We start from the raw sequence: 25187 nt of genomic DNA, 5'->3' as shown, positions 1-25187 counted from the left end.
ATGGGTTCAGTACGTTCGTTTACGCAAGTAGACTCTTTTAAAACAGCATTATGACAACACTATGAAAAATAAATCTCTACTATTGGCTGTGTCAGCGCTTTTGGGTGGTGCAGTAGGTTTAAGCGGCTGTGGCCCTAAGCCAGTTGACAATAAAACTGAACAAATGACATTGCAATCGGAAGTGGCACCAGTGAGCAAACCCGTTGTTTATCAAGTCTTCACAAGGCTCTTTGGCAATACCAAAACGGTGAACAAACCTTGGGGAACAATTGAGGAAAACGGTGTAGGCAAGTTTTCTGATTTTACTCCTACGGCACTACAACAAATCAAGGCGATGGGCGTGACCCATGTTTGGTATACCGGTGTCCTTCATCACGCAGTCGTAACCGATTATAGCAAGTATGGGATCAGCCAAGATGATCCTGATGTTGTAAAAGGCAGATCGGGTTCACCCTATGCGATAAAAGATTACTACAATGTTAATCCTGATCTTGCGAACGATCCTTCCGCACGACTGGCTGAATTTGAAGCCTTAATCAAACGCACACATGACGCCGGTTTAAAAGTGATCATTGATATTGTGCCAAACCATGTCGCTCGTAACTATGAGTCACTCGGTGCGCCCAAAGGAACTGTCGATTTTGGCGCGAATGACGACACGCAAGTTGCATATGCTAGGGACAATAACTTTTATTACGTGGTTGGTGAAGAATTTGCAGTACCAACGAGTGAAAGCTATCAGGTGTTAGGGGGGGGAACCCATCCATTAGCGGATGGCAAATTTGCAGAAAATCCAGCAAAGTGGACCGGTAATGGGGCTCGTGCGGCAAAGCCTGATATTAATGATTGGTATGAAACCGTCAAAGTGAATTATGGGGTAAAGCCTGATGGTAGCTACGATTTCGATCGCTTGCCAGATGAGTATGCGCAGCAAGATTACCGTGCGCACTTTGAATTTTGGCAACACAAGCAATTGCCCGATAGTTGGTACAAATTTCAAGCCATTACCCACTTTTGGTTAGAAAAGGGCGTAGACGGTTTTCGTTACGATATGGCGGAAATGGTGCCAGTAGAGTTTTGGAGCTTCTTAAACTCGTCGATTAAAACAAAAAATCCTGAAGCTTTCTTGCTTGCAGAAGTCTATAACCCCACTTTATATCGCCCGTATATCAAGCAAGGGAAAATGGATTACCTCTACGACAAAGTGGGTTTTTACGACACCTTGAAGGCGTTAATGCAAGGCAAAGGTAGTGCCCAAGCTGTGTTGGATAGTCATCAATCGGTAGCCGATATTGCTCCACATATGTTGCACTTTTTAGAAAACCATGATGAGCAGCGTATCGCAAGCCCTGAATTTGTAGGCGATCCGCTAAAAGGCAAACCCGCTATGGTGGTCAGTCACCTGATAAGCACAGCGCCATCAATGATCTATTTTGGACAAACATTAGGGGAAGATGCCTCTGAGCATGCAGGGTTCGGCAGTCCAAGCAGAACCAGTATCTTTGACTATATTGGTGTACCCGAACATCAAAAATGGATGAATAACGGAAAATTTGATGGCGCGTTACTGTCAAATGAGCAAAAGGCGCTTCGTAATTACTACGTCAAATTACTTAACCTTGCAAAGCAGCCGGCGATTGCTGCTGGTGAATACCAGCAAGTCGTTATGAGCGCTGAGATGTCAAGCAATGCTGAAGCCGTCATGGCATTTGGCCGTAAATTAGGTCAACAAAAGCTGTTGGTCGTGAGCAACTTTAATGCAGAACAAGAACAAACAGTCACCGTCAATCTGCCTAAAGACTGGCAGGGTACTTATAACGATATTTTAGAGTCACACCCGACTTTACAATTACAACCAACAGCTGATGGCGAGCATGCCAACGCAACGATTACGCTAGCGCCGCTTGCCAGCGCAGTTTATCAATTAGAGAAGTAACCTATGCAACAAGAACAACAAAAACCACAACTCAGTTTTTGGCAGATATGGAATATGTGCTTTGGGTTTCTTGGGATCCAATTTGGTTTTGCACTACAAAACGGCAACGTGAGCCGTATTTTTCAAACCCTTGGTGCAAAGGTCGATGACATCCCTATATTGTGGGTTGCAGCGCCCTTAACGGGTTTAATCGTGCAACCAATTATTGGCTATTGGAGTGATAGAACATGGGGAAAACTTGGCCGTAGAAGACCATTTTTCTTGTGGGGGGCTATTCTCACCACGCTATCGCTTTTTATCATGCCCAATTCTCCAACGCTTTGGATTGCGGCGGGTATGCTGTGGATCATGGATGCGTCGATCAACGTCACGATGGAGCCGTTTAGAGCATTAGTAGGTGATAATCTGAATGAAAAGCAACGTGCTACAGGTTATGCGATGCAGAGCTTTTTCATTGGGGTTGGTGCCGTGGTCGCGTCTGCGCTGCCTTGGGTGATGACCAATTGGTTTGAGGTGAGTAATACAGCACCTGCTGGACAAATCCCTGACTCGGTAAAATACGCATTTTACTGGGGGGGAGCTATCCTGTTCATCTCCGTATTATGGACGATTTTAAAAACGAAAGAATATAGTCCTGAGCAACTCGCTGCTTTTGAACAAGCGCAAACGAATACGCAAAGCGCAACACTGTCAGACCTACCTGTGAACTTTATAAAAGGCAGTGCGGTGAGTGGTTTCATTGGCGTTATTGTGTTGCTTGCCGTTGCACTTCTTGGCCTTGAAAAAGAGCTTTATTTGCTTAGCGGGCTGCTCATCGCTTTTGCAATTGTATTTGTCATTGCGCATGTGATGCAGCAAAAACAGCGTGTAAGTAATGGTTTTTATCATGTTATTTTTGACTTATTTACGATGCCAAAGACCATGCAGCAGCTTGCTGTGGTGCAGTTTTTTAGCTGGTTTTCGCTATTCGCCATGTGGATCTACACTACCTCAGCGGTGACGAGCCATCACTATGGTACGTCAGATGTAACGAGCAAACTTTATAACGATGGTGCTGACTGGGTTGGGGTGTTATTTGCAGCTTACAATGGCTTTGCTGCCATTGCTGCGATGGTGATCCCATTCATGGTTAAGCACATTGGTCTCAAAGGGGCACATGCAGCTAACTTGTTTTTTGGTGCTGTGTCTTTAATTAGCTTCAAATTTATTGGTGACCCCACATTACTTTGGTTGCCAATGGTGGGCATTGGCTTTGCTTGGGCATCTATTTTGTCATTACCTTACGCGATGTTAAGTAACGCTTTGCCAAGCAACAAAATGGGTGTATTTATGGGGATCTTTAACTTTTTTATCGTGATCCCACAATTACTCGCCGCCAGTATTCTAGGTCTAATTCTACGTCATGGTTTTGATAACCAACCGATATTTGCACTCGTCATCGGAGGCGTGTCATTTTTACTCGCTGCATTAGCTGTTTCAAGAGTCACGATAAAGGCTCAATAAGGAGAACGAGATGATTAAACTATCAACAATTGCACTTGCTCTGGTAAGTGCTGGCCTCATGGGTTGCGGATCACAGCAATCTGGCAATGAAACCCTGACGGCACCAGGTGAACCTGGCGTTAAACCTTATTGGTCATACTCTGGAAAAACGGGGATTGGTACGTCGTACGAAGCGTACGAAGACGGCAAGTACAGTGATTCTACGGCTACTAAAGCAGTTTCAAAGGTATGGTTTTCTGTTGCAAAAGGGATGATCACAGAGACCATGTTTGGACTTATTCACCAAGCGCAGATCAAAGACATGCAATTCATCATCGTGGGTGACGGCTTTGCAGTGAAAGAATCTGATACTGACGCCCTAGATGTCACGATTGACTATCTTTATAAAGATGCCAATGGACGACCGTTATCGCTGGCTTACAAAATTTTAAGCAAGGATAAACAAGGCCGCTTTACCCTTGAAAAGCATATTTTTACCGATCCTGACGGACAAACCTTGTTTGTTAGAGCAAAAGTAGATACTGCTCTCAAAGATGTAAAAGCTTTTGTGAACGTAAACCCATACGTGAATAACAATGGCTTAAACGATTTTGCAAAAGTGACAGAGCAAGGTTTGTTAGCATGGGAAGGTAAGAATTATCTCTCTTTGCAGAGCAAAACTGGCTTTGTTGAAGCATCTGTCGGTTTTACTGGCACCAGCGATAATTTAGCGGCACTTGAGTCTACAGGACATATAGCTCAGGCTTATGCGTCTACAGGCAAAGAAAGTGGCAACGTTAACTGGTTGGCAAACTTAGGGCAAGTAAAGGGCAGCAGCACCTTTGATCTTACCTTGAGTTTTGGTCATTCTCAGCAGCAGAGCTTTGCTGAGGGAGCAGCCACATTAGCCAAAGGTTATGACAAGGTACTGGCTGATTATAATGGCCAAGGCGAAGCGACGGGCTGGCAAGATTATCTCGACAGTTTAGTGCCACTAAAGTCCATGACGGCAAATACCGCAGACAACGGCAAGTTACTTTACACCAGTGCGCTAGTGCTTAAGGCGCAAGAAGATAAAACCCATGCCGGTGCGCTGATAGCATCGTTGTCAAATCCGTGGGGTGACACAGTGCCTGCAGAGCAAGGCCATACCGGCTATAAAGCAGTATGGGTGCGTGATTTTTATCAAGTAGCGATGGCATTTTTGGCGATGGGAGATACACAAACAGCACTCACTGCTTTTGAGTATCTAGAAAAAGTGCAAGTTACGGATAAAACACCGGGTAACCATGGTGATACTGGCTGGTTCTTACAAAAAACGCATGTAGATGGCGAGCTTGAGTGGGTTGGTGTACAGCTTGACCAAACGGCAATGCCAATCATGCTGGCATGGAAACTGTGGCAATCGGGTGTGCTAAGCGATGAAAGACTGGTTTATTGGTACAATAAGATGTTAAAGCCCGCGGCTAACTTCTTAGTTGAAGGGGGACTGGCTAAAATATTGTGGAATGACACGCAAATCACACCGCCTGCGACACAGCAAGAGCGTTGGGAAGAGCAAAATGGCTATTCACCATCGACTACCGCGGCAATCATTGCAGGCCTTGTGACGGCGAGCGATATTGCTAAATTGGCTGGTGATAAAGCGGGACAAGAGAAATTCCTTGCGACGGCGCAGCAGTACAATCGTGATGTTGAGTCATTCATGTTCACAACCAAAGGGAGTCTGCAAAGCAAACACAGTGACGGTCAATATTTCTTCCGTATTGGACAAGACAAAGATCCTAATTCCAATACGACCTTAAATACCAACAATGGCCGCAGCGGAATGGATAAGAAGCAGATCATCGACGGTGGCTTTTTAGAACTTGTGCGTTACGGGGTTAGAGGGGCTGACGCCCCGAGCATCGTGGCCACCATGCCTGAATACGATGATGAATCGATAGCTGACAACTTAAGAGTAAAATATAGCTTTAAATTTGATGGTGATGTTAATAGTTATCCGGGGTATCGCCGTTACGGTAATGACGGTTATGGTGAAGATGAGAAGCGTGGTATCAATTATGCCGAAAATGGTCAGAATACTGATGGCCAACGCGGTCGAGTGTGGCCTTTCTTTACCGGAGAGCGTGGTCACTATGATATTGCGCTGGCGCTGCTTGATGGTGAATTAAGTGCGGATGAACAGAGCAAAATACAAAATACTTATGTGAAGGGGATGGAGCACTTTGCTAATGAAGGCATGATGTTACCTGAGCAAGTATGGGATGGTGTGGGTAAAAATACCTTTGGCTATCAACTTGGCAAAGGAACCAACTCGGCGACGCCTTTGGCTTGGACACATGCTGAATACGTAAAGTTAGTACGCTCTCTTAATGAAAAGCAAGTATGGGATCACTACCCAATCGTAGAAAGTAAACTGAAATAACAAACTGTAAGTAAACACATAAAAAATGCCGAACATGAGTTCGGCATTTTTATCGCTATTGCTACCGTGAAGACTGCCTAACAATCAATTTCGGCGGCAAGAGGGTAGAGGTTACCGCTTCACCTCGGATAAGCGTAAGTAGGTTATCGACTAGCATTTGCCCTGCCAATGTGGTGTTTTGCTGCACAGTAGTCAAAGAGGGAGAAACATAACCCGCCGCGGCAATGTTATCAAAGCCAACGACATGCACATCATGCGGCACGCGAACGCCCGCTTCTTGAAGTGCCTTAATCGCGCCAATAGCAATGAGATCGCTAGCAGCGAAAAGCGCATTAAATTTAACATTGTTGGCGATTAAAGAGCGAGTCGCATGATACCCTGAGTCTTCTGTGGAAATCGCATTTGCCATTTTACGGTCACTCACCTCAATACCTTTTGCTTTAAGGGTGTCTCTAAAACCTTTAAAACGCGCAAAAAATTCCGGGCTGTGATCCGAGGCATCGCCAATAAACGCACAATCTGTTCTGACCATGTCGATTAAATGCTTTGCAGCTAATACACCACCACCGTAATTATCGCAGCTCACAGTGAGGTCTGGACGGTTATCAACCGTTGCCCCCCAGCAAACAAACTTCGTGTGGTTGTCGAGTAGAGTTTGTAACTTTGACTGGTAATCGATGTAATCACCATAGCCGAGTAAAATTAACCCGTCAGCACGATGACTATCCTCGTAATCGGCATGCCAATCACTGCTCGTCGATTGAAACGACACTAAAAGGTCATAGCCTTCTTTCGCGCATGCTCGGGTAATACTGCCAAGCATACTTAAAAAGAAAGGATTAATTTGTGACTCGTCTTCTGTGGGATCTTCAAATAACAGCAAAGCCAACGTACTGCTTTGCTGAGTGCGCAGATTACTCGCGTTTTTATCGACCTTATAGTTAAGCTTTTTAGCAATCTCATGAACGCGACGACGAGTTTCTTCGTTAACCAAAGGGCTATTTCTTAGGGCGCGCGATACCGTAGATTGCGAAACGCCAGCATAATGGGCGATATCAAATGAAGTTGCTTTACCTTTCATGTTCTTCTCAACGCTTAAGACAGTGACATTGTCAGTCATTCAATTTTTTTTTCAACCAATTTCACCGAATTTGCAAATTTTTATTGATACAGTCTGACACCGGTGTCATAATGTCGATGTTTTATCATTTTGTTGTCAAAACGTATTTGGCTGCCCTATGCCAAGGGCAGCATTTTTTTACCAAATTAACAGAATAACAGGTAAGAGCAAAAGCCAAGGCGTGCAAATTTTGGCGAGTTGAGACAGTAAATTGCAGGACGTGTGCTGGCAGCCCTGATGTTAGCCCAAGCATAATCGCAGTGATAAAGAGATAATAATATGAGCCAGACAACAAGCCATTCATCCGTGCCGTTTGAGCCGATTGTCGTTGCCGACATCGGGGGAACAAACGCCAGATTTGCAATCGTGTCAGATTTTGATGCGCGAACTAACCATTTTTCAATTACGCATCAAGTCACTTTTCCTAGTGCTGAATTCCAGTCTTTTGAATCCGCTATCCAAAAATATTTAACTGAGCTACCTGTTGCGCAACCAAGCAGAGCCTGCCTCGCGGTTGCTGGTCCTATTAAATCTCAGCAAGTTCATTTAACTAATTTAGGTTGGCACTTTAGTTCAGAAGATATCAAAGCTCAGTTCGACTTTACCGAGCTTGCCGTGATCAACGATTTTGCCGCTTTTGCCTACGCGGCACCTTATTTGGCACTAGAGAAAAATCTAGTAATTAAGCAAGGTCAACCTGAGCTAGGTGCAAATATCGGCGTGATGGGTCCGGGCACTGGATTTGGTGCGGCTTGCCTTGCTAGAGATATCAATGGCAGCGCAGTGATGAGCTGTGAAGCAGGGCATATATCGCTTGCGCCGGTTACTGCTCTAGACAAAGAGTTATTAAAGGTGCTGCGCGCGAGTATTCAACATGTTTCAGTCGAAACTGTATTTTCAGGCCCGGGTATTGCGAGACTCTATAAAGCCATGGCTGAAGTGCGTGGTGAGCAAGCTAAAGATCTTAATGCTGCGCAGATCAGTGCGCTTGCGAAAGAATGCAAGGTTTGTGACGCAACATTGAGTCACTTCTGTGACTGGATGGGGAGCGTAGCTGGCGATTTAGCGCTGACTTTTGGAGCCTTAGGTGGTGTTTATATTGGTGGTGGGATCTTGCCGCGGATGAAAGCGCGATTACAAGCAAGTAGCTTTGTTGAGCGCTTTACCGAAAAAGGCATGATGTCACAGTACACGAGCCAAATTCCAGTGACTTTGGTGGTACAAGATAATATCCCACTGATTGGTGCAGCGGCATGTATTCATGAGCGACGCCGAGCCTAAGGGAAAATCGATGAAAAAAGTAACTATTAATAGCGTTGCCGAATATGCCGGAGTATCTAAAAAGACTGTATCTCGAGTATTAAATAACGAGCCAAATGTTAGTCCAGCAACGCGGGAAAAAGTCCTGAAAGTCTTTGAAGAGCTGAATTATAAGCCAAATCCTATTGCACGCGGTTTGGCACAAAACCGTAGCTTTATCATTGGCTGTTTATACGACAATCCATCAAAAAGCTATATCACGCGAGTGCAAAGTGGTGCGCTGGAAGCGTGTCAGAAGCATAGTTACAATTTATTGATACATCCTTGTGAACTGCGCGGCCAAGACCTCATCGACAATGTTGAGCAGCTGCTGACCACATCGAGACTTGATGGTATTGTGCTTACTCCACCGTTTTCAGACTCCAACGAGCTTATTGCTTTTTTAAAGCAACGTAATATTCCCTATGCACGCGTTGCTTCAGCCATTGAAGGTGATGATTCGATTTCAATTCGCAGTAATGACGAGCAGGGGGCTTTTGAGTTAACTGAGCATCTGATCAATTTAGGTCATACCGAAATTGCCTTTATTAAAGGTCACCCTGATCACAGTGCTACAGAAAATCGTTTCTCTGGCTACCAAAAAGCGCTAGCAAAACATGGCATTGAATATCGCGAACGATTAGTTGCAGAAGGTAACTTTAGTTATCACTCAGGTGCAGACAGTGCAAAAGCCATATTGGACTTAGAGCCAAGGCCAACGGCTGTATTTGCATCAAACGACTACATGGCTGCGGCCGTGTTAAAACTTGCGACCCAGAGAGAGATCAAAGTGCCCGAGCAGTTATCTATTGCTGGGTTTGATAACGCACCTATCGCAAGGCATATTTGGCCGGGCCTGACGACGATAGCACAGCCCGTGGAAGAAATGACTCGGATAGCGGTAGAAGAGCTGATTAAGCATATAACTCAGCCGCAAGAAGCACCGTTTCAGCAGGTTTTAGAAGCTAAACTCATCACTCGAGAATCGACGAAAGCGCGCTCGAGCTCATAACATTTTCAATTTTTATACTTGCCCCAAAGCCCAACGCCTAGCCGTTGGGCTTTTTATTAGGGAAGTGACGGCAGCAATACAGTAGAACGGAGCGACTTGCTCTAACGAGTTAGTGCTTTCAACTATCAGATTTTGGTTGATAGGTTTTAAGCTCAATCTGAAATTGTTCCATACCATCTTTGCCTTTAAACATTTTAACCAACATGTGATCGTAGTTAGGAGCAAACCAAGCAATAGCTTGTCGGTCGCTATCATCGTAAACGCGCTTAACCTTGATGGTTTTGACATTACCAAAAGGTAAGGTGATCATTTCCTCGCCGACAACTTCAAAATCATAGCTTCGCTGGCCGCCTTTTTTGTCTATGATTGGGTAGCTAAACTTGGTTTTTCCGGCTTTCAGGTCTTCTCGCAGCTGTACCTGATAACTAATTAAATCTTGCTGATTCTCAAGCCACTTCACTTTCAGTGGATACTTTTCTTCACTGGAGGTAATTGCTTGGTTTTGATGATCAAACTTAATTTTGTAGCTTTTATCTGGGCCAGTCCCTTCACGAGTCATGCTATAGTGTAGTGGGCTTACAGTATGCTCGGTGACTTTAAACAATGACTCTTCAGTTCTTACGTCCGAAAAAATCATCCATTCGATATCACTTTTGTAGCGCACAGCGTATGTTGCGTCTGCAATTTTTGTGAGATCGCGGGTGGCCGTACCATGAACCTCACCTTTGCGCGAAACTTGGTATTCGGCGTGATATTCAGTGAGCGAGTTTGCAAATGTGGAGGTAGAAAGTAGAGCGCTAATACCAATTAGCACAGCGCTCCATTTTTTATTTTTCTGGGTACGGTGCGCCTTGAATTGGTAAGGTTTTGTTATCAAAAACAGCATAGTCTGCTTCCATTGTTAGTCTTTGTTCGCTGAACCATTTGACCACCAAAGGATAAAGAATGTGTTCTTGCTTATGCACACGTTGCGCCAGTGACTCTGCCGTATCATCTGGAAGAATAGCGACCTTGGCTTGACAGACCACAGGACCACCATCTAACTCCTCTGTGACAAAGTGAACGCTAGCACCATGTTCTGCATCGTTTGCATCGATTGCTCTTTGGTGGGTGTTCAACCCTTGATACTTAGGCAACAAAGAAGGATGAATGTTCAACATTTTTCCTCTAAATTTTTGCACCAAGTTTGGAGTTAGAATACGCATAAATCCAGCTAATACAACCAAATCTGGTGTAAAGCTATCAATTAGTTGACCAAGCGCAACATCATACTCTTCACGAGAAGTGTATTGCTTATGGTCTAAAACGGATGTTGCTATGCCAGCTTCTTGCGCTCTGGTTAGGCCGTATGCGTCCGCTTTATTACTAATAACGGCAGCAATTTCACCTTGAATATAGCCAGCTTTGCAAGCATCAATGATGGCTTGCAAATTCGAACCACTCCCAGAAATCAGAACTACAAGGCGAGTGGGTGCCATTACTCGGCACCACCTAAGATCTCAACTTGTTCTTCACCAGCCTGAGCGTCTTGAATTTCACCGATGTGCCAAGCGTTCTCGCCTTGTTCTTTTAGGATTTCAAGACTTTGCTCAAGCTTATCAGCTGGAACAACTAAGATCATGCCAACACCGCAGTTGAATGTGCGGTACATCTCGTGAGTTGCAATGTTACCGTTTTCTTGTAGCCAGTTGAAGATTGCAGGCCATTGCCAGCTATCACCCTTGATCACTGCTTTCGCTGACTCAGGTAGTACACGAGGGATGTTTTCCCAGAAGCCACCGCCAGTGATATGAGAAAGTGCGTGAACATCAACTTCTTTTAATAGCGCTAAGATTTGCTTTACGTAGATACGGGTCGGCTCTAGCAGGTGCTCGCCTAGAGTTTTGCCTTCGAACTCTGCGTTAGTATCTGCGCCAGATATTTCTAGTACTTTACGAATTAGAGAGTAGCCGTTTGAGTGCGGACCGCTTGAACCTAGTGCAATTAGCTGATCGCCAGATGCAACTTTAGTTCCATCAATGATTTTAGACTTTTCGACCACACCAGTACAAAAGCCAGCCATATCGTAGTCATCGCCTTCGTACATGCCTGGCATTTCAGCTGTTTCACCACCGATAAGCGCACAACCCGAAAGTTCACAGCCCTTACCAATACCAGATACCACATCTGCTGCGACGTCAACGTCTAACTTGCCTGTGGCATAGTAATCCAAGAAAAACAGCGGTTCAGCACCTTGGACAATAAGATCGTTAACACACATAGCAACTAGGTCAATACCTACTGTGTCGTGCTTTTTCAAATCGATAGCTAAGCGTAGCTTAGTACCAACACCGTCAGTGCCAGCAACCAAAACAGGCTCTTTATATCCAGTTGGAAGTTCGCATAGTGCACCAAAACCACCAATGCCACCCATTACTTCAGGGCGACGAGTTTTTTTTACTACGCCTTTAATTCTTTCGACCAATGCGTTGCCCGCATCGATGTCAACGCCAGCGTCTTTATAACTAAGAGACTGTTTTTGTTCGCTCACAGGTTTTCCTCAAAAGTTGCTAGATAGATTTGCTTAGAAACGCCGCCATTTTACAACAATTGCATCTAGGCGGCTAGCGACTTTGCGAGAAACCCCGAGAATGTGGTCAAAGGTCCTAGCTTTTATGGGGTAGATAGTATAAAGAAGCAGCAAAATACCGAGGGCTAAGCAAGGTTTGCGTTAGATCAATACTCAAAGGCGACAGCGGGTTACTATGGGAGTAGGCCCAATCAGACAGTAACTTCATCAATACTTTGAAGCGACTGTTACTACGGCGCATTGATTGGGTCTACTCTTTGAGGTTGGGTGTATATCTTAACCTCGTGTATATGGCTATTTATGGGAATAAAACGATGAACATTGAACGTCACAGCCTAGCTAAAGAACTCCCAGAATTTAAAGATAGAATTCATGACTTAAAACTGTCAGATGGACACTTCTCAAGGTTATTTAAAGATTACCATGAAGTGGACAATGAAGTTATTCGGATTGAAGATGGTGTAGAGCACTCAAGTGATGAGTATCTCGAGTCACTAAAGAAAAAAAGGCTGTGGTTAAAAGATCAGCTTTACCAAATTCTAAAAAGCGCGGATTAAACTCTTGTCTTGGCCAATTAGCTAATATGAGCGGGCTACCTAGCCCGCCACTGTGTTCCCCACCCAATATTGAATAATTCTTTCTGTCCCGAGCAAGGGCGTATTTATAATCTATACTCTAACCATTGTACTCTATGCACGATGATTCCTTTGATTGCACTTATATTAGTATTAGCTGGCAGCTTTATCATGGGATTAGCTTTTTCTCCGGCCTTTAAAATATGTCGATTAACTTCTTCGGTCGGTTGGCGAGTGTTGTTAATTCTTATGGCTCTGTTTGAACTTGGATATTTGAGCTTTGCCTACTTCCTGTACGATCACAATAGCGCGAGTTTTATTGAGCAAGGCTTAAGTTTAATCCTGTTTCTAGGTTCCATTTTTGTTTTTGTGGTGAATTGTTTGAGTCTAACTAGCCTGCAAGAATTGAATGAAATTGCAACACAGGCCAAGTATAACGCAGAACATGATTTTTTAACGGATTTAGAGAATCGCCAGCGTTGCATTGATGCTATTAATGAACGTAAACATCAGCAGCTTGATTTTAGTGTTATTCTGGTAGATTTGAATAATTTCAAGCAGATCAATGATGCTAAAGGGCACTTTTTTGGTGATAAATTACTGGTGGAACTGGCGCATAAAATGGGGGCAGCACTGCTTCCTCGTAGCAAGTTATATCGCATGGGCGGCGATGAATTTATTATTTTAATGGACGTGACAGACGTAAATTGTATTTACTCCCAGAACAATGCGCTGCTGAGTGAGCTAAAGTCAGGTATTGAAGTTGAAGAGCTACAACTTGACGTGACGTACAGTGCAGGCGCAAGCTTATGGACTAAGTCTCGTCAGCTCGATGTTTTTGAGCTATTGAAGCAAGCTGACATCGCTATGTATTCGGCCAAACATAGCCGGCAAAGCATTGTTATTTTTGATGAAGAGCTTCATGAGGGAATTGAAGCCGAATTCCAGATGCTGGCCAATCTAAAGGTTGCGCTCGCACGTGGTGAACTTGCGCTTCATTATCAACCGATTGTTTGTTCGAAAAGTGGTGATATTCATGGGGTTGAAGCCTTACTTAGATGGCCGCAGCCAGATGGCTCAATGACAATGCCGGATCAATTTATTGAATTGGCGGAGCGTAATAATTTGATCCGCCAGCTGAGTACATTTGTGATCAATCGTGTTTTTCAAGATCTCGCTATCTTAACTGAAATAGATAACAAGTTAGTTGTACATATTAATCTTTCTTGTCAGGACTTTGCCGAGCAGAACTTAATTAATACCCTCGCAATGCTTCTGGATACACACCGAGTAGACCCAACACATATTGTGTTTGAGCTCACGGAAAGTACGGTGATGGAAGAAGTTGAGAAGGCACGGAGCATGATTGAAACGTTAATTGATATGGGATTTGCAGTCAGCATTGATGATTTTGGTACTGGTTTTTCTTCATTTTCAATATTAAAGGAGTTACCAATTTCTCAAATTAAAATTGATGGCTCGTTTGTGAGGCAAAGCCATGAAAGTGAAAAAGATCAAGCCATAGTCGAAACAAGTATGTTTTTAGCGCGTAAATTGAATTGCAGTATAGTTGCTGAGGGTGTTGAAAGCGATGCCTGCTTGCAGTATTTGTATAGCTTGGATTGTCCTTATATTCAGGGCTTCCAGATCTGTGAACCACTCTCGCTAAGCGAATGCGTAAAGTGGATTAATTCCCAGAGCATGGTGAGAGGTGCGATGAAAAGGTTAGACGGATGAGAGTAATAATCCTTTTCTACTAAAAGCTTATTGTCCAGATATACGAGTCAACTAGAACGTCAACATGGGTTTAGGTGGGACGAAGCCATACATTTGTTCAAACCCCGGGATCTCTGTTTCCCAAATCGGTGTTTCCTCACCAATATATGCTCTGAATGCATCTAAGAAAAGCCTCGTTCTAACCGGTAAATCTCGGTGAGGGTAGAGGGCATACATCGCAGCGAAGTCAACTAACTTAATATTCGTTAAAATTGGCTGTAACTTCCCTTCAATAATCTCTTTACCAACTAAAAACGCAGGCGCTACGATGTAGCATGTACCTGATAATACACTTTCTAGCAAGGTATCTCCGTCATTGGTTCTAAAGATACTTTTAACAGGCATTTGTTGTTCGATGCCTTGCTCGTCTTGATAGGTGATACTGGTAAACCTTAGCGCATCACTGGCGTAAGTTGCTGCAGGTAACTCGCTGAGCTCTTCAAGGGAGCTTGGTGTGCCATGGGCTTTTAAGAAGGTTGGGCTTGCTAATATGAGCAATCGATTGCGTGCAATTCTACGAGCGATAAGCGAAGAATCTTTCGGTTCGCCGACACGAAAAGCTAAATCAAAACCTTCACCGACCAAATCTACTAATCTGTCTTCAAGTCGAAGCTCAACCTCGACGTGGGGGAAACGTTTCTGAAAATCGTTAATGACAGGCTGTACATAGCGTCTACCTACTACAGTGGAGCTCGCAATTTTAAGCAAACCTTTAGGCTCGGTGTGATAATTTTGTGCGATCCGTTGTGTGTCGTTGAGTAATAGCCTTAGCTCCTCTGCTTTTTTTACCATCTCAGAACCAGCAGAAGTGAGTGAGAAAGAGCGAGTTGTACGGTTCATTAATCTTACGCCAAGCTCTTCTTCTAATTTGGTCATCTGTTTAGAAATGACAGAACGGTCAATATTTCTCAACTGTGCCGCACTGGCAAAGGAACCGCGCTCCACAACGTCTAAAAAGATTAATAATCTGCTGCTAATATCCATGATGCGAAAAAGTTCACCAACACTGATGCCATTGTGACACTAAACAATTGGAAATGCGAGTAGCATATTTACACTAATAAAGTTGTGGCTCGTTGCTAACAATGGTTTAATGAAGTGAAGCGCATAGGTCAAATTATTTTATTTTTAGACATAAAGTTAAGGTATATGATGAAAGCAGTCCGATTCAATCACACAAATGGACTTACCTTCGAGCAGGGAGAAATTAATTTGCCTGAAGCAACGGATGATCAGGTTTTGGTCAAAGTTGAATACGTTGGTTTAAGCTTTATCGATACAAAGGTGGCCAATTGTCCCTGTGAAGAAACACCAAACAGAGTGTTTGGCGTGGACGCTGTGGGTATTGTGGAAAAAGCATGTAAAACAGGGTTTCCAGAGCCGGGAACTCGAGTATTCTGGCACGGCGATATTCGAGAGCATGGTACGATGAGTGAATTTGCCTTGGTGCCAAGTCATGCACTTACTGTCTTGCCAACAAACGTCGATGGAAAACTGGCCGCAGCTTCAATTGCTCCAGCAATGTGCGCGTTAATAGCTCTTTTCAAACTGCAGTTAAATGCTGGGGATACGGTCTTAATCGAATCGGCTCATCACCCAGTTGGTCAAATGGCGATACAATTTGCAAAACAGTTGGGTTTGGGCGTTGCGGCATGTTCTGAATCTAAGCATAAAAAGCTGCTTGAGAAACTAGGCGCGGATCTGGTGTATTGTCATCCTGACTTTGCGGGTTTGGCTGATGCGTTGCAGCTTCACTTTGGTGCCGCAGAGGTACAAGGTGCGTTGGACGTGACGGGCACACATACTCAGCAACTGATTGCGCACTTGACATTTTGTGGCCGCGTCAGCTGCCTAGCTGGGTTACCAGCAATTGAACAACATATATTGATGAAGAAAGCCCCCAATATAGGAATTGTTTCCTTATGCGGCAGCTGGCTTTCAAATAGCGTCTGTGCACAGCAAAGAATGGCATTTATTGGAAACGCGCTTGCAGAAAAGCTTGAAAAAAATGAAATCATTTTGCAGCAACTTGAGTCAATTTCGCCGCAGCATGATGCGATAATAGAAACACTGGAAAAACTGGGAAGCTGCGATAATATCGCGTTTTTTGTGGCAGATATGGAACGCTAGCCTCCAGCGACAACGGTAATTTATCCCCTTCACGCAATAATCGTGAGCTTGGCTGCAATCGCCAAGCTCAGCGAGCAAATAAATTGATACAATTTCTGACATTTTTCGTCGTTTGATCCCCGTATACTTCCCGTAGGCCTTGTCATAACAGTAATACGCCTTTTATTTCTGACTTTATAAAAAGCGGTTGTCATCGTGAGCCTCTATTTTACATTGCGTTAATTGATGTCGGTTAGGCATTAATTTGGTGCAGATTGGTATGTTTATTTGCACTCGTCAAATTGGATAGACTAGTGTCATCAGTTTAATAAGGATTAAACAATGAAAAAGTTACTCGTTATTTTCAGTTTTCTCATTTTCTCAGGCTTCGCTTCTGCGAATGACACGCCTTACGAGTTAATTAATCACGTTGGCGATAAACTATTTGCCGACATAAAAACGGTTAATCAAGATGGCAAGGCGACGGAAACTCAGATGAAAGGCATTGTACGTAGCCGTTTAATGCCGCACATAGATGTCAAGTTTGTATCTTTTAAATTACTTGGCAAACACATCAAAGGGTTAAAGCGAGATGAAGCGATTGAATTTATCAATGCAGTAGATAAGTATCTTGTAGCCACCTATGCCAATGCACTTTTGCAGTATAAAGGTCAAGATGTATTGTTTGAAGAATTACCAGTTTCTGACGGCGCTGATTTTGCCACGGTCAAGGTGGTAATAAAAGAGCAATCAAAACCGGATATTGATATGCATTTTAAGTTTCGCCAAAGCAAAGACGGCAGTTGGAAAGTCTATGACATGGTTGCTGAAGGTATTTCTTTATTGAGTGCTAAGCAAAAAGAGATCACGATGAGAATTTCAGAAGTAGGTTTAGCTCAGGTTACGGCTGAATTGAAGAGCAAAGCATAAATCAAATTACTTCCCCCGACTTTGAAGTAACCAAAAGAGCACATCATGATTGATATGCTCTTTTTTTTGGTTCTGAAATTAGATTACTTGGTTTATCAACGGCTTTTCCAGTCTTGCTGCGTCGAGGTTTTCACAGGTTATTGTTGCAATTTGTTTTAGTGCTTCTTTGGTAAAGAAGCCTTGATGCCCTGTAACTAGTACGTTGGGGAAGCTAACCAAACGCGAGAAAACATCATCTTGAATTATTTCTTCACTATGGTTTTTAAAAAATAGCTCTGACTCTTGTTCATACACATCTAAGCCGAGATAACCGAGTTGTTTAGACTTGAGCGCGGCGATACAGGCTTTGCTATCTAACAGGGCGCCTCTACTGGTGTTAATAAGCATCACACCCGCTTTCATTTTGGCAAACGCAGCATCATCGATAATATGATGGGTATTTTCATTAAGCGGACAGTGCAGACTAATAATATCCGATTGTGCTAGTAAGATATCTAGAGAGACCAAAGTGTAGGGGCCTTCTCCAACGTTTGGGTCATAAACTAATACATTGGCACCAAAGCCGTTCAAGATACTGACCAATGCTTGCCCAATTTTGCCACAACCGATGATACCGACCGTTTTATTATAAATATTAAAACCTAGTAAACCGTTGAGATCAAAGTTATCTTCTCGAACTCGATTATAGGCCTTATGAGTTTTGCGGCTGAGCGTTAGCATTAACGCGATACAGTGCTCTGCAACCGCTTCAGGACTGTAGGCTGGCACACGGACAACATTTATGCCACGTAGCTTTGCTTGTCGAATATCAACGTTATTGAAACCTGCGCAGCGTAGGGCGATGAATTTAACACCATAGTCAGCGAGTTTATCAATCACTTGCGCATTTACAGAATCGTTTACAAATACACAAACCGCGTCATAGTGCTGACAAAGTGAAACTGTGTTTTCATTGAGTGACTCGCTAATAAAGCTTATTTCAAGTTCTGAGTAAACATTTACAGCTTGCTCAAAAAATGGCACTTCATAGTTTTGCGAGCTGAATAGGGCGATTCTCATGATTAATGTGGCTCTCTATCACTGATTTAAGCGTTTCTGGTTTAGTTCTTGGGGCATATCTAGATACTAGCATGCCTTCTGAGTTTATTAGAAACTTGGTAAAATTCCATTTAATTGCACGGTTTTGCGCGATACCACGGGTATGAGATTTTAAGTAGCTAAACAATGGATGTGCATCAGGTCCGTTGACTTGTGTTTTAGTACAGATCTTAAAGCTTAAATTGAAATGTGTATTGTAAAACTCTTTAAGCATTTCATCTTCAAGTGGCTCGTTGCGACCAAACTGATTGCAAGGAAAGGCCAATACCTCAAATCCAAAAGGTTTGTATTTGCTGTATAGCTTTTCAAGTGCAGAAAGTTGTGGCGCAAAGCTACATTTACTCGCAATGTTAACGATCAATAACGGTCTTCCCGCCAGAGACTGTAATGGCAAAACTTGGCCATCAATAAGTTGTGCACTAAAACGATAAATATTCTCCATCCTTTCAGGCTCCGTGTGATTTATTCATGTTATTCGGTATCAAAGCGGTTTTTTCATTTGCTATGACAGAGGTGCTCGGGTATAAAAACTCCATTCTTATTAAGATAACAACGAAATAGGACAGAAATATGTCAGTGAAAGTCGCATTTATAGGATTAGGCGTCATGGGGTATCCAATGGCTGGGCATTTGCAAAAGGCGGGTCACCAAGTCACGGTATATAATCGTACTACCAGCAAAGCCGAAAAATGGGCCGAGGAGTATGCTGGCAACTTTGCAGTTACACCTAAAGACGCAGCGACTGACTGTGATTTTGTGTTTATGTGTGTTGGCAATGATGACGATTTACGCTCAGTCGTATATGGCGAAAGTGGTGTATTAGCGGGAGTGAAGCCGGGAGCGGTGATAATTGATCATACTACAACATCTGCAAGAGTTGCCCGTGAAATAGCGCAAGAAGCCAAGAAATTAAAAGTTGAATTTCTAGATGCTCCTGTATCTGGAGGCCAGGCTGGTGCAGAGAATGGCGTGTTGACGGTAATGGTTGGCGGAGACGAAAGTACGTTTGCAAAAGCACAACCAATCATGGCCGCGTTTGCTCGCTTTAGCCAATTAATTGGAGAAGTGGGTGCTGGGCAGCTTTGTAAAATGGTTAATCAAATCTGTATCGCGGGTGTGGTGCAAGGGCTCGCAGAAGGCTTGCACTTTGCTAAAAAAGCGGGTCTTGATGGTGAAAAGGTGATTGAAACGATTGCCAAGGGTGCGGCTGGCTCTTGGCAAATGGAGAATCGTTATAAAACCATGTTAGCAGGCGAATATGACTTTGGTTTTGCAGTCGATTGGATGAGAAAAGATTTAGGCATTGCGCTAGACGAGTCAAGAAGTAACGGCGCAAATTTGGCGCTTACAGCTTTAGTGGATCAATATTATGCGGATGTTCAAGCGCTTGGCGGCAACCGTTTTGATACCTCAAGTCTACTGGCTAGGCTTGACGCTATTCACGACAAAAGCAAATAACCTTTCGTTTCTAGTCTAAGTAACTTAAGGTCGGGTTAGTTGTTATGGCTGCGCTACATTGGTGATAAATTGCTGATGTAGTGCGCTGAGATTCGTCAGTATTGCGTCTTTACCTTTGATATCGCTGCGTTTAAGCACTGCACCAATCGCGTCAACGGATTGCAGCGAGGCAAGTTTTGATGCCGTTAGCTGGTGGCTAATATGCCAAGGCTCCGCAGCAACACCCCCTCGGTAACAATCATAAGGCCGATAGAAACCAAAAGTTGCTAAATGCGCATCAAGCCACAGCGAAAATTCGTGCTGATGTCCATCTCGCTGGTATTCCCACGGTTCCAGTTGTAGTGATTGCCCTGCTGGTACAAGGTTTTTGGCGAACACATCCAGATCAGTGCCCAAATGGTGGCGACTAGCACCAGGTAGGGCGGAGAACAACATAATTGCTTTTACTTTGTCGATGTCTGAGAGGTTACTCAGTTCTATCTCTTGATTAGTGATACCAAAAACAGGACGGCGCATTGCAAACTTGCTATTCCAAATCGCTTTTTGCCTTTCAAATCCTCGATATGCGGACGCCATGTAAAACTCAAAACCTGCCTTTTTCGCAGCTTTAGAGAGGTCATTGAGATCGGAAACTATTGCGCTATGCACGTGGCGACCATGGTAAAACACCAGATGTGATTCGTTGACGCCACAAGCGCTACATTCAGCGCTTGTAAGCATATAGTTGCTAGGCAAGTAACTTCTCCAAGATCTTTTCATAGATTAAGGCTAATTGATCTAGGTCTTTGCAGCTCACGCATTCATCGACTTGATGGATTGTGGCATTAATTGGGCCAAGCTCAATTACCTTACATCCCGTTTGGGCAATAAACCGGCCATCCGATGTGCCACCTGAAGTTTCTGGTGTGGTTTGCCTTCCCGTCACTTCTTTGATGGCTGCAATCGTCACATCGAGCAACGGACCTGGTTCAGTTAAAAACGGTAAGCCATTCAATATCCAATTAAGTTCATAATCAAGTTGATGCTTGTCTAGAATAGCAATAACACGTTGTTTGAGCTCATCGGCTGTAACTTCGGTGCTAAAGCGAAAGTTAAACTGTACTTGCAGGGAACCTGGTATCACATTACCAGCCCCCGTTCCGCCATTGATATTGGACACTTGGAAGCTTGTTGCGGGGAAAAATGCATTCCCTTGATCCCACTCGGTCTGACTGAGTTCAGCAATCGCCGCCGCAGACAAGTGAATGGGGTTTTTAGCAAGGTGAGGGTAAGCTACGTGACCTTGTTTTCCAATCACTTTTAGGTGTCCTGTGAGTGAACCGCGGCGACCATTTTTTACTACGTCGCCAAGTTTATGGCGCGATGAAGGTTCACCGACTAAGCACATATCAATTTTTTCGTTGCGGGCTTCTAATAAATCTACAACTCGAGTTGTGCCGTTCACGAAAGGGCCTTCCTCATCAGAGGTTATCAAAAAAGATAGTGACCCTTTGTGGTTGGGGTGTTTTTCGATGAACCGTTCCGTTGCCACGATCATAGCTGCAAGTGAGCCTTTCATGTCAGCAGCTCCACGGCCATGCAACATGTCATTTTCAATCACTGCAGCAAATGGCGGGTGTTGCCATTGACTCTCGTCGCCAACCGGTACTACATCAGTGTGTCCAGCAAAGCAAAAATGTGGTCCGCTGTCGCCTTTTCGTGCCCATGTGTTGAGGGTATCAACAAAGAAGTGTTCTTCGATGGTAAAGCCAAGCTTTGCTAGGCGTTCATTCATTAATTGTTGGCAACCAGCATCATCAGGTGTAACAGAAGCCCTTTGGATCAGAGCTTGAGCGAGCTTAACTACTTCGCTCATTAGGCAAAAATCTCATCATACTGCGCAGCTTTAAAACCCAAGTGATATTGACCTTGGTACTGCAAAATAGGGCGCTTTATCATGGCTGGTGCCGCCAAAAGGTGTTGTTTCGCTGACTGCGCATCGAGATTTTGTTTTTGTTCTTCGCTAAGCGCTCGGTATGTGGTCCCGCGTTTGTTTAACACGTTTTCCCAGCCAAGTTGGTCAATAAAAGTAGTGAGTAGAGCTTCGTCTAATCCATCTTTGCGGTAGTCGTGAAAAGTGAATTCGATATTGTTGTCTTGAAGATATTTTTTGGCTTTTTTAATGGTATCGCAGTTGCTGATCCCATACATGGTGATTGTCATAAAGCACACGCCCTTGCAATTGTGATTATCGGCTCTTTGGCCGCAGATACTTGTTTTAAAGGATAATAACACGCACCAAGCTTTTGTGCATTGAGTAGCACAATAGCGGCCATGGTTTTTGCTTCACTGAGTGGAATATCAAAAAAGCATAGCGGCTCTCCAAGCTTTATCGTGGTTTTGCCAAAGCTGTTTGCTTTGAGATATTCGGGTTTGGCAAACTCATTGCCGACTTCTAAGCTCAGCAACATTTTTAAGCCGTTATGGGCGTGTAGAATGTATTCACAGTTATTTTTTCTGATCTGAATTAGTTTTCCGTTACAAGGAGATAGCAACAAAGGCACGCGCATTTGTACACAAACACCAATCCCTAACATTCCTGACGCAATCGCCGCGTTTGGGTGCGCACTTAGCGGTAAGACTTTACCAGAAAAGGGACTTGGAATATGCGCAATAGGGTTTGCGATTTGGGATATTGGCCGATATTGGATAGGTGGTGAGAGTTCAATCAAAGTAATAAATATCCATCTTTTTTAAGTGCTTGCATCGCTTGCTGGATTTGGCTTTCTTTTACTAGGATGTAATCGGTATCGTACGTTGATAACGTAAAAATAGAGACGTTGGACTTTGCTAGCACACCAGAAATATTAGCCATAATGCCTGTAAGCGAAAACCCCAGCGGACCCACGACTTCCAATGCTCTCCAATGACTTTCAGCCGCGAGGCTACTGACTGCGATATCTGACGCGCAAACGATAGAGAGCTCATCCTCAGTTTTGGCAATAAAAAAGATTTTACTGTTTAACACTGCTTGTGGAACAGCGTCATCGCAATCCAAGCTATGTATTGTAAATTCTTGTTTGAGCAATTGCAGCGTTTGCTTTGACATTACCAACCCTTGTTTTTGGAAAAATACCAATTGGTATAATTCATAGTATAGCTAAGTCAATTTAAAGACCAGAGGGTTCACCCGAATTCTGGGCAAAAGAAAGGATTAGTGAGGTAATAAAGAAAAGGGCTCACGCATTGAGCCCTTAGTGTGAAGACTATTCTTCGATTTGTGTTGCCTGAATAGCAGTTAAGGCTATGGTGTATACAATGTCATCAACCAAAGCCCCGCGGCTTAAGTCGTTAACTGGCTTACGCATACCTTGTAACATAGGCCCGATGCTAACAAGTTCAGCACTTCGCTGCACCGCTTTATATGTGGTGTTACCTGTATTTAGATCTGGGAAGACAAATACTGTTGCTTTACCAGCGACTTTGCTGTTTGGCGCTTTTTTACGTGCGACATTTTCCATAATGGCGGCATCGTATTGCAGCGGCCCGTCAATATCGAGATCAGGGCGTTTCTTTTGCGCGATCTCTGTGGCTTCACGCACTTTTTCTACATCTGCACCTTGTCCAGATGTTCCTGTGCTGTAACTGATCATGGCAACGCGAGGCTCAATGCCGAATGCTGCAGCGGAATCTGCAGATTGAATTGCGATATCTGCTAACTGCTCAGCCGTTGGATCAGGGTTAATTGCACAGTCGCCGTATACTAACACTTGGTCCGGTAGCAACATGAAAAATACTGAGCTTACCAAAGACGCGCCTGGTGCCGTTTTGATTAACTGCAGTGGTGGACGAATAGTATTGGCGGTGGTATTTACCGCACCAGATACTAAGCCATCAACTTGGCCTTCGGCTAACATCATGGTGCCGAGCACGACGTTATCTTGCAGTTGCTCTGCCGCAACAACTTCGGTTAGGCCTTTGTTTTTACGTAGCTCAACCATAGGCGCAATGTACTTTTGCAACTCTTCTTCTGGAGATAAGATAGTCACGTTTTCATTAAGCTCAACACCTTGTTGCTGGGCGATACGCTCAATCTCTTCTCTATCTCCAAGTAGAACGGTTTTAGCAATGTTTCGTGCACCGCAGATAGCCGCCGCCTTGATCGTTCTAGGCTCATTACCCTCAGGCAGCACAATGGTTTTGCTAGCACGTCTAGCTAAATCAGTCAGCAGATAACGAAACGCAGGAGGGGAGAGTTTTCGGGTTTTACCGACCCCTTTAGCCAAACTTTCCAGCCACTCGCTATCGATATGGCGAGCGTTGTGCTGTTTTACGCGCTCGATGCGCTGCTCGTCATCACTTGGCACTTCCATATTGAAATTATGTAATAGTAACGAGGTACGCCACGTATCAGCCTCAGTAGCAAGAATAGGCAGACCGGTATCCATCGCTTGCTCACATAAGGTCATGATCTTCTCTTCTGGTTTGAATCCACCAGTTAACAAGATAGCGCCAATCTTGGTGCCATTCATAGCTGATAAACACGCTGCAACTAAGATATCCGAACGATCGCCAGGAGTAACCAATAGGGCACCTGGCGTAAAGTGGTTAAGAATGTTCGATACCGTTCTTGCACAGAAAGTAACACGGCGCAGACGACGGTGCTCCATATCACCCGCATTGATGATTTCGGCTTTTAAATAATTGCTTAAGTCGATAACTCGCGGCGCAACTAAGTCAAAGTCCCATGGTATGGCACCTAAAAGTTGAAATGGGTGTTTTCTGAAAATAGGTAGCGATGCTAAACGATTCATTTCGTTTTCAAGCTCTTCTGGTTTGTATTGATCAACCAGATCGGCGCGCGCTCTGCCATCTTCATCCAGCGGTGCATTCACTTTATTGAATATACAACCCAATACGCGAGGGTGGTTTACACCGCCATAATTGCCTGCAGCTATCTCTAAGCGGTCTTCAAGCTCGTCGATAGAGTCATTACCCGGCGTTAAGACAAACACGATATCTGCACCTAACGTTTGCGCAATCTCGCGGTTTACACGGCCAGCGTAAGGTTGACGACGGGTGGGAACCATTCCTTCTATAATGGCAACTTCATCGTCTTGTACTGTGCCTTCAAAGCGCTCCACTATTTCTTCTAACAGGTCATCGCCTTTACCATCACCTATCATTTGCTCAGCGTAGCTAAGCTCAAACGGCGTGGGTGGGGCAATGGTTGAACCTTGCTGAACGATGAGTGTTGACTTCTCGGGGCCGACTTCATCTTTACGAGGTTGAGCGATCGGCTTAAAGAAGTTTACTTTTACCGCTTTTTGTTCCAGTGCTCGGACTATTCCTACAGACACCGACGTCAAACCAACGCCCGTTGAAATAGGAATAAGCATGATACGACGACCCATCA

23 protein-coding genes are annotated in these 25187 nt (G+C 44.1%); 10 read left to right on the top strand and 13 right to left on the bottom strand.

Annotated elements, in window-relative coordinates; genetic code table 11:
* Positions 1-61 precede the first annotated feature (61 nt).
* Genes DRB05_RS19135 through DRB05_RS19125 form a run of 3 tightly spaced genes read left to right on the top strand, consistent with a single transcriptional unit; the run spans position 62 to position 5846 of the window.
* A complete protein-coding gene (locus tag DRB05_RS19135) occupies positions 62-1936 on the top strand; it encodes an alpha-amylase family glycosyl hydrolase (RefSeq protein WP_128728337.1) in 1875 nt (624 codons plus the stop codon).
* 3 nt (positions 1937-1939) lie between these two features.
* Positions 1940-3439, top strand: a complete 1500-nt coding sequence (locus DRB05_RS19130) for an MFS transporter (RefSeq protein WP_128728336.1) — start codon at positions 1940-1942, stop codon at positions 3437-3439.
* A 10-nt stretch (positions 3440-3449) separates the two neighbouring features.
* Complete coding sequence (locus DRB05_RS19125; protein ID WP_128728335.1) at positions 3450-5846, top strand: glycoside hydrolase family 15 protein; 2397 nt, start codon at positions 3450-3452, stop codon at positions 5844-5846.
* 61 nt (positions 5847-5907) lie between these two features.
* Here DRB05_RS19125 and DRB05_RS19120 read toward each other — a convergent pair whose 3' ends face one another.
* A complete protein-coding gene (locus DRB05_RS19120; protein WP_128728408.1) occupies positions 5908-6927 on the bottom strand; it encodes a LacI family DNA-binding transcriptional regulator in 1020 nt (339 codons plus the stop codon).
* A 318-nt stretch (positions 6928-7245) separates the two neighbouring features.
* On the opposite strand from DRB05_RS19120, the gene glk reads away from it, so the two are divergent.
* Together glk and DRB05_RS19110 are read left to right on the top strand one after the other, a co-directional pair.
* Positions 7246-8247 carry a glucokinase gene (gene glk, locus DRB05_RS19115; protein ID WP_128728334.1) on the top strand — a complete coding sequence of 334 codons (1002 nt, stop codon included), beginning with the start codon at positions 7246-7248 and terminating at the stop codon, positions 8245-8247.
* 10 nt (positions 8248-8257) lie between these two features.
* Positions 8258-9277 (top strand): LacI family DNA-binding transcriptional regulator, encoded by a 1020-nt coding sequence (locus tag DRB05_RS19110; protein WP_128728333.1) that lies wholly within the window; start codon positions 8258-8260, stop codon positions 9275-9277.
* A 118-nt stretch (positions 9278-9395) separates the two neighbouring features.
* Here the strand turns inward: DRB05_RS19110 and DRB05_RS19105 are convergent, their stop codons facing one another.
* Genes DRB05_RS19105 through purM form a run of 3 tightly spaced genes read right to left on the bottom strand, consistent with a single transcriptional unit; the run spans position 9396 to position 11807 of the window.
* Positions 9396-10091: a DUF3108 domain-containing protein gene (locus DRB05_RS19105; RefSeq protein ID WP_128728332.1), complete on the bottom strand. Its 696-nt coding sequence runs from the start codon at positions 10089-10091 to the stop codon at positions 9396-9398.
* Positions 10092-10104: 13 nt separating this feature from the next.
* Complete coding sequence (gene purN, locus DRB05_RS19100; RefSeq protein ID WP_128728331.1) at positions 10105-10755, bottom strand: phosphoribosylglycinamide formyltransferase; 651 nt, start codon at positions 10753-10755, stop codon at positions 10105-10107.
* A complete protein-coding gene (purM, locus tag DRB05_RS19095; RefSeq protein ID WP_128728330.1) occupies positions 10755-11807 on the bottom strand; it encodes a phosphoribosylformylglycinamidine cyclo-ligase in 1053 nt (350 codons plus the stop codon). The genes purN and purM overlap by 1 nt, the downstream gene beginning before the upstream one ends.
* A 353-nt stretch (positions 11808-12160) precedes the next feature.
* Between purM and DRB05_RS19090 the strand changes: the two genes are divergently transcribed.
* Together DRB05_RS19090 and DRB05_RS19085 are read left to right on the top strand one after the other, a co-directional pair.
* The gene (locus DRB05_RS19090; RefSeq protein WP_128728329.1) at positions 12161-12403 is read left to right on the top strand and encodes a DUF465 domain-containing protein; all 243 of its coding nucleotides are present in this window, start codon (positions 12161-12163) and stop codon (positions 12401-12403) included.
* 390 nt (positions 12404-12793) lie between these two features.
* The gene (locus tag DRB05_RS19085; protein WP_240036275.1) at positions 12794-14158 is read left to right on the top strand and encodes a bifunctional diguanylate cyclase/phosphodiesterase; all 1365 of its coding nucleotides are present in this window, start codon (positions 12794-12796) and stop codon (positions 14156-14158) included.
* A gap of 51 nt (positions 14159-14209) precedes the next feature.
* On the opposite strand, the gene DRB05_RS19080 is transcribed toward DRB05_RS19085, so the two are convergent.
* Positions 14210-15181 (bottom strand): LysR substrate-binding domain-containing protein, encoded by a 972-nt coding sequence (locus DRB05_RS19080; protein WP_128728328.1) that lies wholly within the window; start codon positions 15179-15181, stop codon positions 14210-14212.
* 165 nt (positions 15182-15346) lie between these two features.
* Between DRB05_RS19080 and DRB05_RS19075 the strand changes: the two genes are divergently transcribed.
* Positions 15347-16327: a zinc-binding dehydrogenase gene (locus DRB05_RS19075; RefSeq protein ID WP_240036273.1), complete on the top strand. Its 981-nt coding sequence runs from the start codon at positions 15347-15349 to the stop codon at positions 16325-16327.
* A 321-nt stretch (positions 16328-16648) separates the two neighbouring features.
* Positions 16649-17236, top strand: coding sequence for an ABC transporter substrate-binding protein (locus DRB05_RS19070; RefSeq protein WP_128728327.1), 588 nt, complete (start codon positions 16649-16651; stop codon positions 17234-17236).
* Positions 17237-17314: 78 nt separating this feature from the next.
* Here DRB05_RS19070 and DRB05_RS19065 read toward each other — a convergent pair whose 3' ends face one another.
* Both DRB05_RS19065 and DRB05_RS19060 read right to left on the bottom strand, forming a co-directional pair.
* Positions 17315-18295, bottom strand: a complete 981-nt coding sequence (locus tag DRB05_RS19065; protein ID WP_128728326.1) for a 2-hydroxyacid dehydrogenase — start codon at positions 18293-18295, stop codon at positions 17315-17317.
* Complete coding sequence (locus DRB05_RS19060; RefSeq protein ID WP_128728325.1) at positions 18261-18776, bottom strand: glutathione peroxidase; 516 nt, start codon at positions 18774-18776, stop codon at positions 18261-18263. Before DRB05_RS19060 ends, DRB05_RS19065 begins: the two co-directional genes overlap by 35 nt.
* 128 nt (positions 18777-18904) lie before the next feature.
* Between DRB05_RS19060 and DRB05_RS19055 the strand changes: the two genes are divergently transcribed.
* Positions 18905-19792 (top strand): NAD(P)-dependent oxidoreductase, encoded by an 888-nt coding sequence (locus DRB05_RS19055; protein WP_128728324.1) that lies wholly within the window; start codon positions 18905-18907, stop codon positions 19790-19792.
* Between the two features lie 42 nt (positions 19793-19834).
* Here DRB05_RS19055 and DRB05_RS19050 read toward each other — a convergent pair whose 3' ends face one another.
* The 6 genes from DRB05_RS19050 to pta form a co-directional block, all read right to left on the bottom strand.
* The gene (locus tag DRB05_RS19050) at positions 19835-20527 is read right to left on the bottom strand and encodes a M15 family metallopeptidase (protein ID WP_128728323.1); all 693 of its coding nucleotides are present in this window, start codon (positions 20525-20527) and stop codon (positions 19835-19837) included.
* The gene (dapE, locus tag DRB05_RS19045) at positions 20520-21647 is read right to left on the bottom strand and encodes a succinyl-diaminopimelate desuccinylase (protein WP_128728322.1); all 1128 of its coding nucleotides are present in this window, start codon (positions 21645-21647) and stop codon (positions 20520-20522) included. Before dapE ends, DRB05_RS19050 begins: the two co-directional genes overlap by 8 nt.
* The gene (locus tag DRB05_RS19040; protein WP_128728321.1) at positions 21647-21994 is read right to left on the bottom strand and encodes an ArsC family reductase; all 348 of its coding nucleotides are present in this window, start codon (positions 21992-21994) and stop codon (positions 21647-21649) included. Before DRB05_RS19040 ends, dapE begins: the two co-directional genes overlap by 1 nt.
* Positions 21991-22503, bottom strand: coding sequence for a PTS glucose transporter subunit IIA (locus DRB05_RS19035; RefSeq protein WP_128728320.1), 513 nt, complete (start codon positions 22501-22503; stop codon positions 21991-21993). Before DRB05_RS19035 ends, DRB05_RS19040 begins: the two co-directional genes overlap by 4 nt.
* Positions 22500-22880 (bottom strand): ACT domain-containing protein, encoded by a 381-nt coding sequence (locus DRB05_RS19030; protein WP_010373910.1) that lies wholly within the window; start codon positions 22878-22880, stop codon positions 22500-22502. Before DRB05_RS19030 ends, DRB05_RS19035 begins: the two co-directional genes overlap by 4 nt.
* A gap of 157 nt (positions 22881-23037) precedes the next feature.
* The gene (gene pta, locus DRB05_RS19025) at positions 23038-25185 is read right to left on the bottom strand and encodes a phosphate acetyltransferase (RefSeq protein WP_193554588.1); all 2148 of its coding nucleotides are present in this window, start codon (positions 25183-25185) and stop codon (positions 23038-23040) included.
* Positions 25186-25187 lie beyond the last annotated feature (2 nt).

Origin of the sequence: Pseudoalteromonas sp. A757 (assembly GCF_004103285.1) — a bacterium.
GTDB classification, from domain to species: Bacteria; Pseudomonadota; Gammaproteobacteria; order Enterobacterales; family Alteromonadaceae; genus Pseudoalteromonas; species Pseudoalteromonas galatheae.
Note: the sequence above shows the minus strand (reverse complement) of the source record. Positions and strands in the feature narration are given on the sequence as shown.

Bases quoted from the DNA above. Each gene is read 5' to 3' on its own strand.
- DRB05_RS19080 (WP_128728328.1), bottom strand. From the start codon at position 15,181: ATGGATATTAGCAGCAGATTATTAATCTTTTTAGACGTTGTGGAGCGC.
- purN (WP_128728331.1), bottom strand. From the start codon at position 10,755: ATGGCACCCACTCGCCTTGTAGTTCTGATTTCTGGGAGTGGTTCGAAT.
- pta (WP_193554588.1), bottom strand. From the start codon at position 25,185: ATGGGTCGTCGTATCATGCTTATTCCTATTTCAACGGGCGTTGGTTTG.
- glk (WP_128728334.1), top strand. From the start codon at position 7,246: ATGAGCCAGACAACAAGCCATTCATCCGTGCCGTTTGAGCCGATTGTC.
- DRB05_RS19075 (WP_240036273.1), top strand. From the start codon at position 15,347: ATGATGAAAGCAGTCCGATTCAATCACACAAATGGACTTACCTTCGAG.
- DRB05_RS19090 (WP_128728329.1), top strand. From the start codon at position 12,161: ATGAACATTGAACGTCACAGCCTAGCTAAAGAACTCCCAGAATTTAAA.
- DRB05_RS19060 (WP_128728325.1), bottom strand. From the start codon at position 18,776: ATGGAGAATATTTATCGTTTTAGTGCACAACTTATTGATGGCCAAGTT.
- DRB05_RS19110 (WP_128728333.1), top strand. From the start codon at position 8,258: ATGAAAAAAGTAACTATTAATAGCGTTGCCGAATATGCCGGAGTATCT.
- DRB05_RS19070 (WP_128728327.1), top strand. From the start codon at position 16,649: ATGAAAAAGTTACTCGTTATTTTCAGTTTTCTCATTTTCTCAGGCTTC.
- dapE (WP_128728322.1), bottom strand. From the start codon at position 21,647: ATGAGCGAAGTAGTTAAGCTCGCTCAAGCTCTGATCCAAAGGGCTTCT.
- DRB05_RS19130 (WP_128728336.1), top strand. From the start codon at position 1,940: ATGCAACAAGAACAACAAAAACCACAACTCAGTTTTTGGCAGATATGG.
- DRB05_RS19040 (WP_128728321.1), bottom strand. From the start codon at position 21,994: ATGACAATCACCATGTATGGGATCAGCAACTGCGATACCATTAAAAAA.
- DRB05_RS19055 (WP_128728324.1), top strand. From the start codon at position 18,905: ATGTCAGTGAAAGTCGCATTTATAGGATTAGGCGTCATGGGGTATCCA.
- DRB05_RS19120 (WP_128728408.1), bottom strand. From the start codon at position 6,927: ATGAAAGGTAAAGCAACTTCATTTGATATCGCCCATTATGCTGGCGTT.
- DRB05_RS19135 (WP_128728337.1), top strand. From the start codon at position 62: ATGAAAAATAAATCTCTACTATTGGCTGTGTCAGCGCTTTTGGGTGGT.
- DRB05_RS19065 (WP_128728326.1), bottom strand. From the start codon at position 18,295: ATGAGAATCGCCCTATTCAGCTCGCAAAACTATGAAGTGCCATTTTTT.
- DRB05_RS19030 (WP_010373910.1), bottom strand. From the start codon at position 22,880: ATGTCAAAGCAAACGCTGCAATTGCTCAAACAAGAATTTACAATACAT.
- DRB05_RS19125 (WP_128728335.1), top strand. From the start codon at position 3,450: ATGATTAAACTATCAACAATTGCACTTGCTCTGGTAAGTGCTGGCCTC.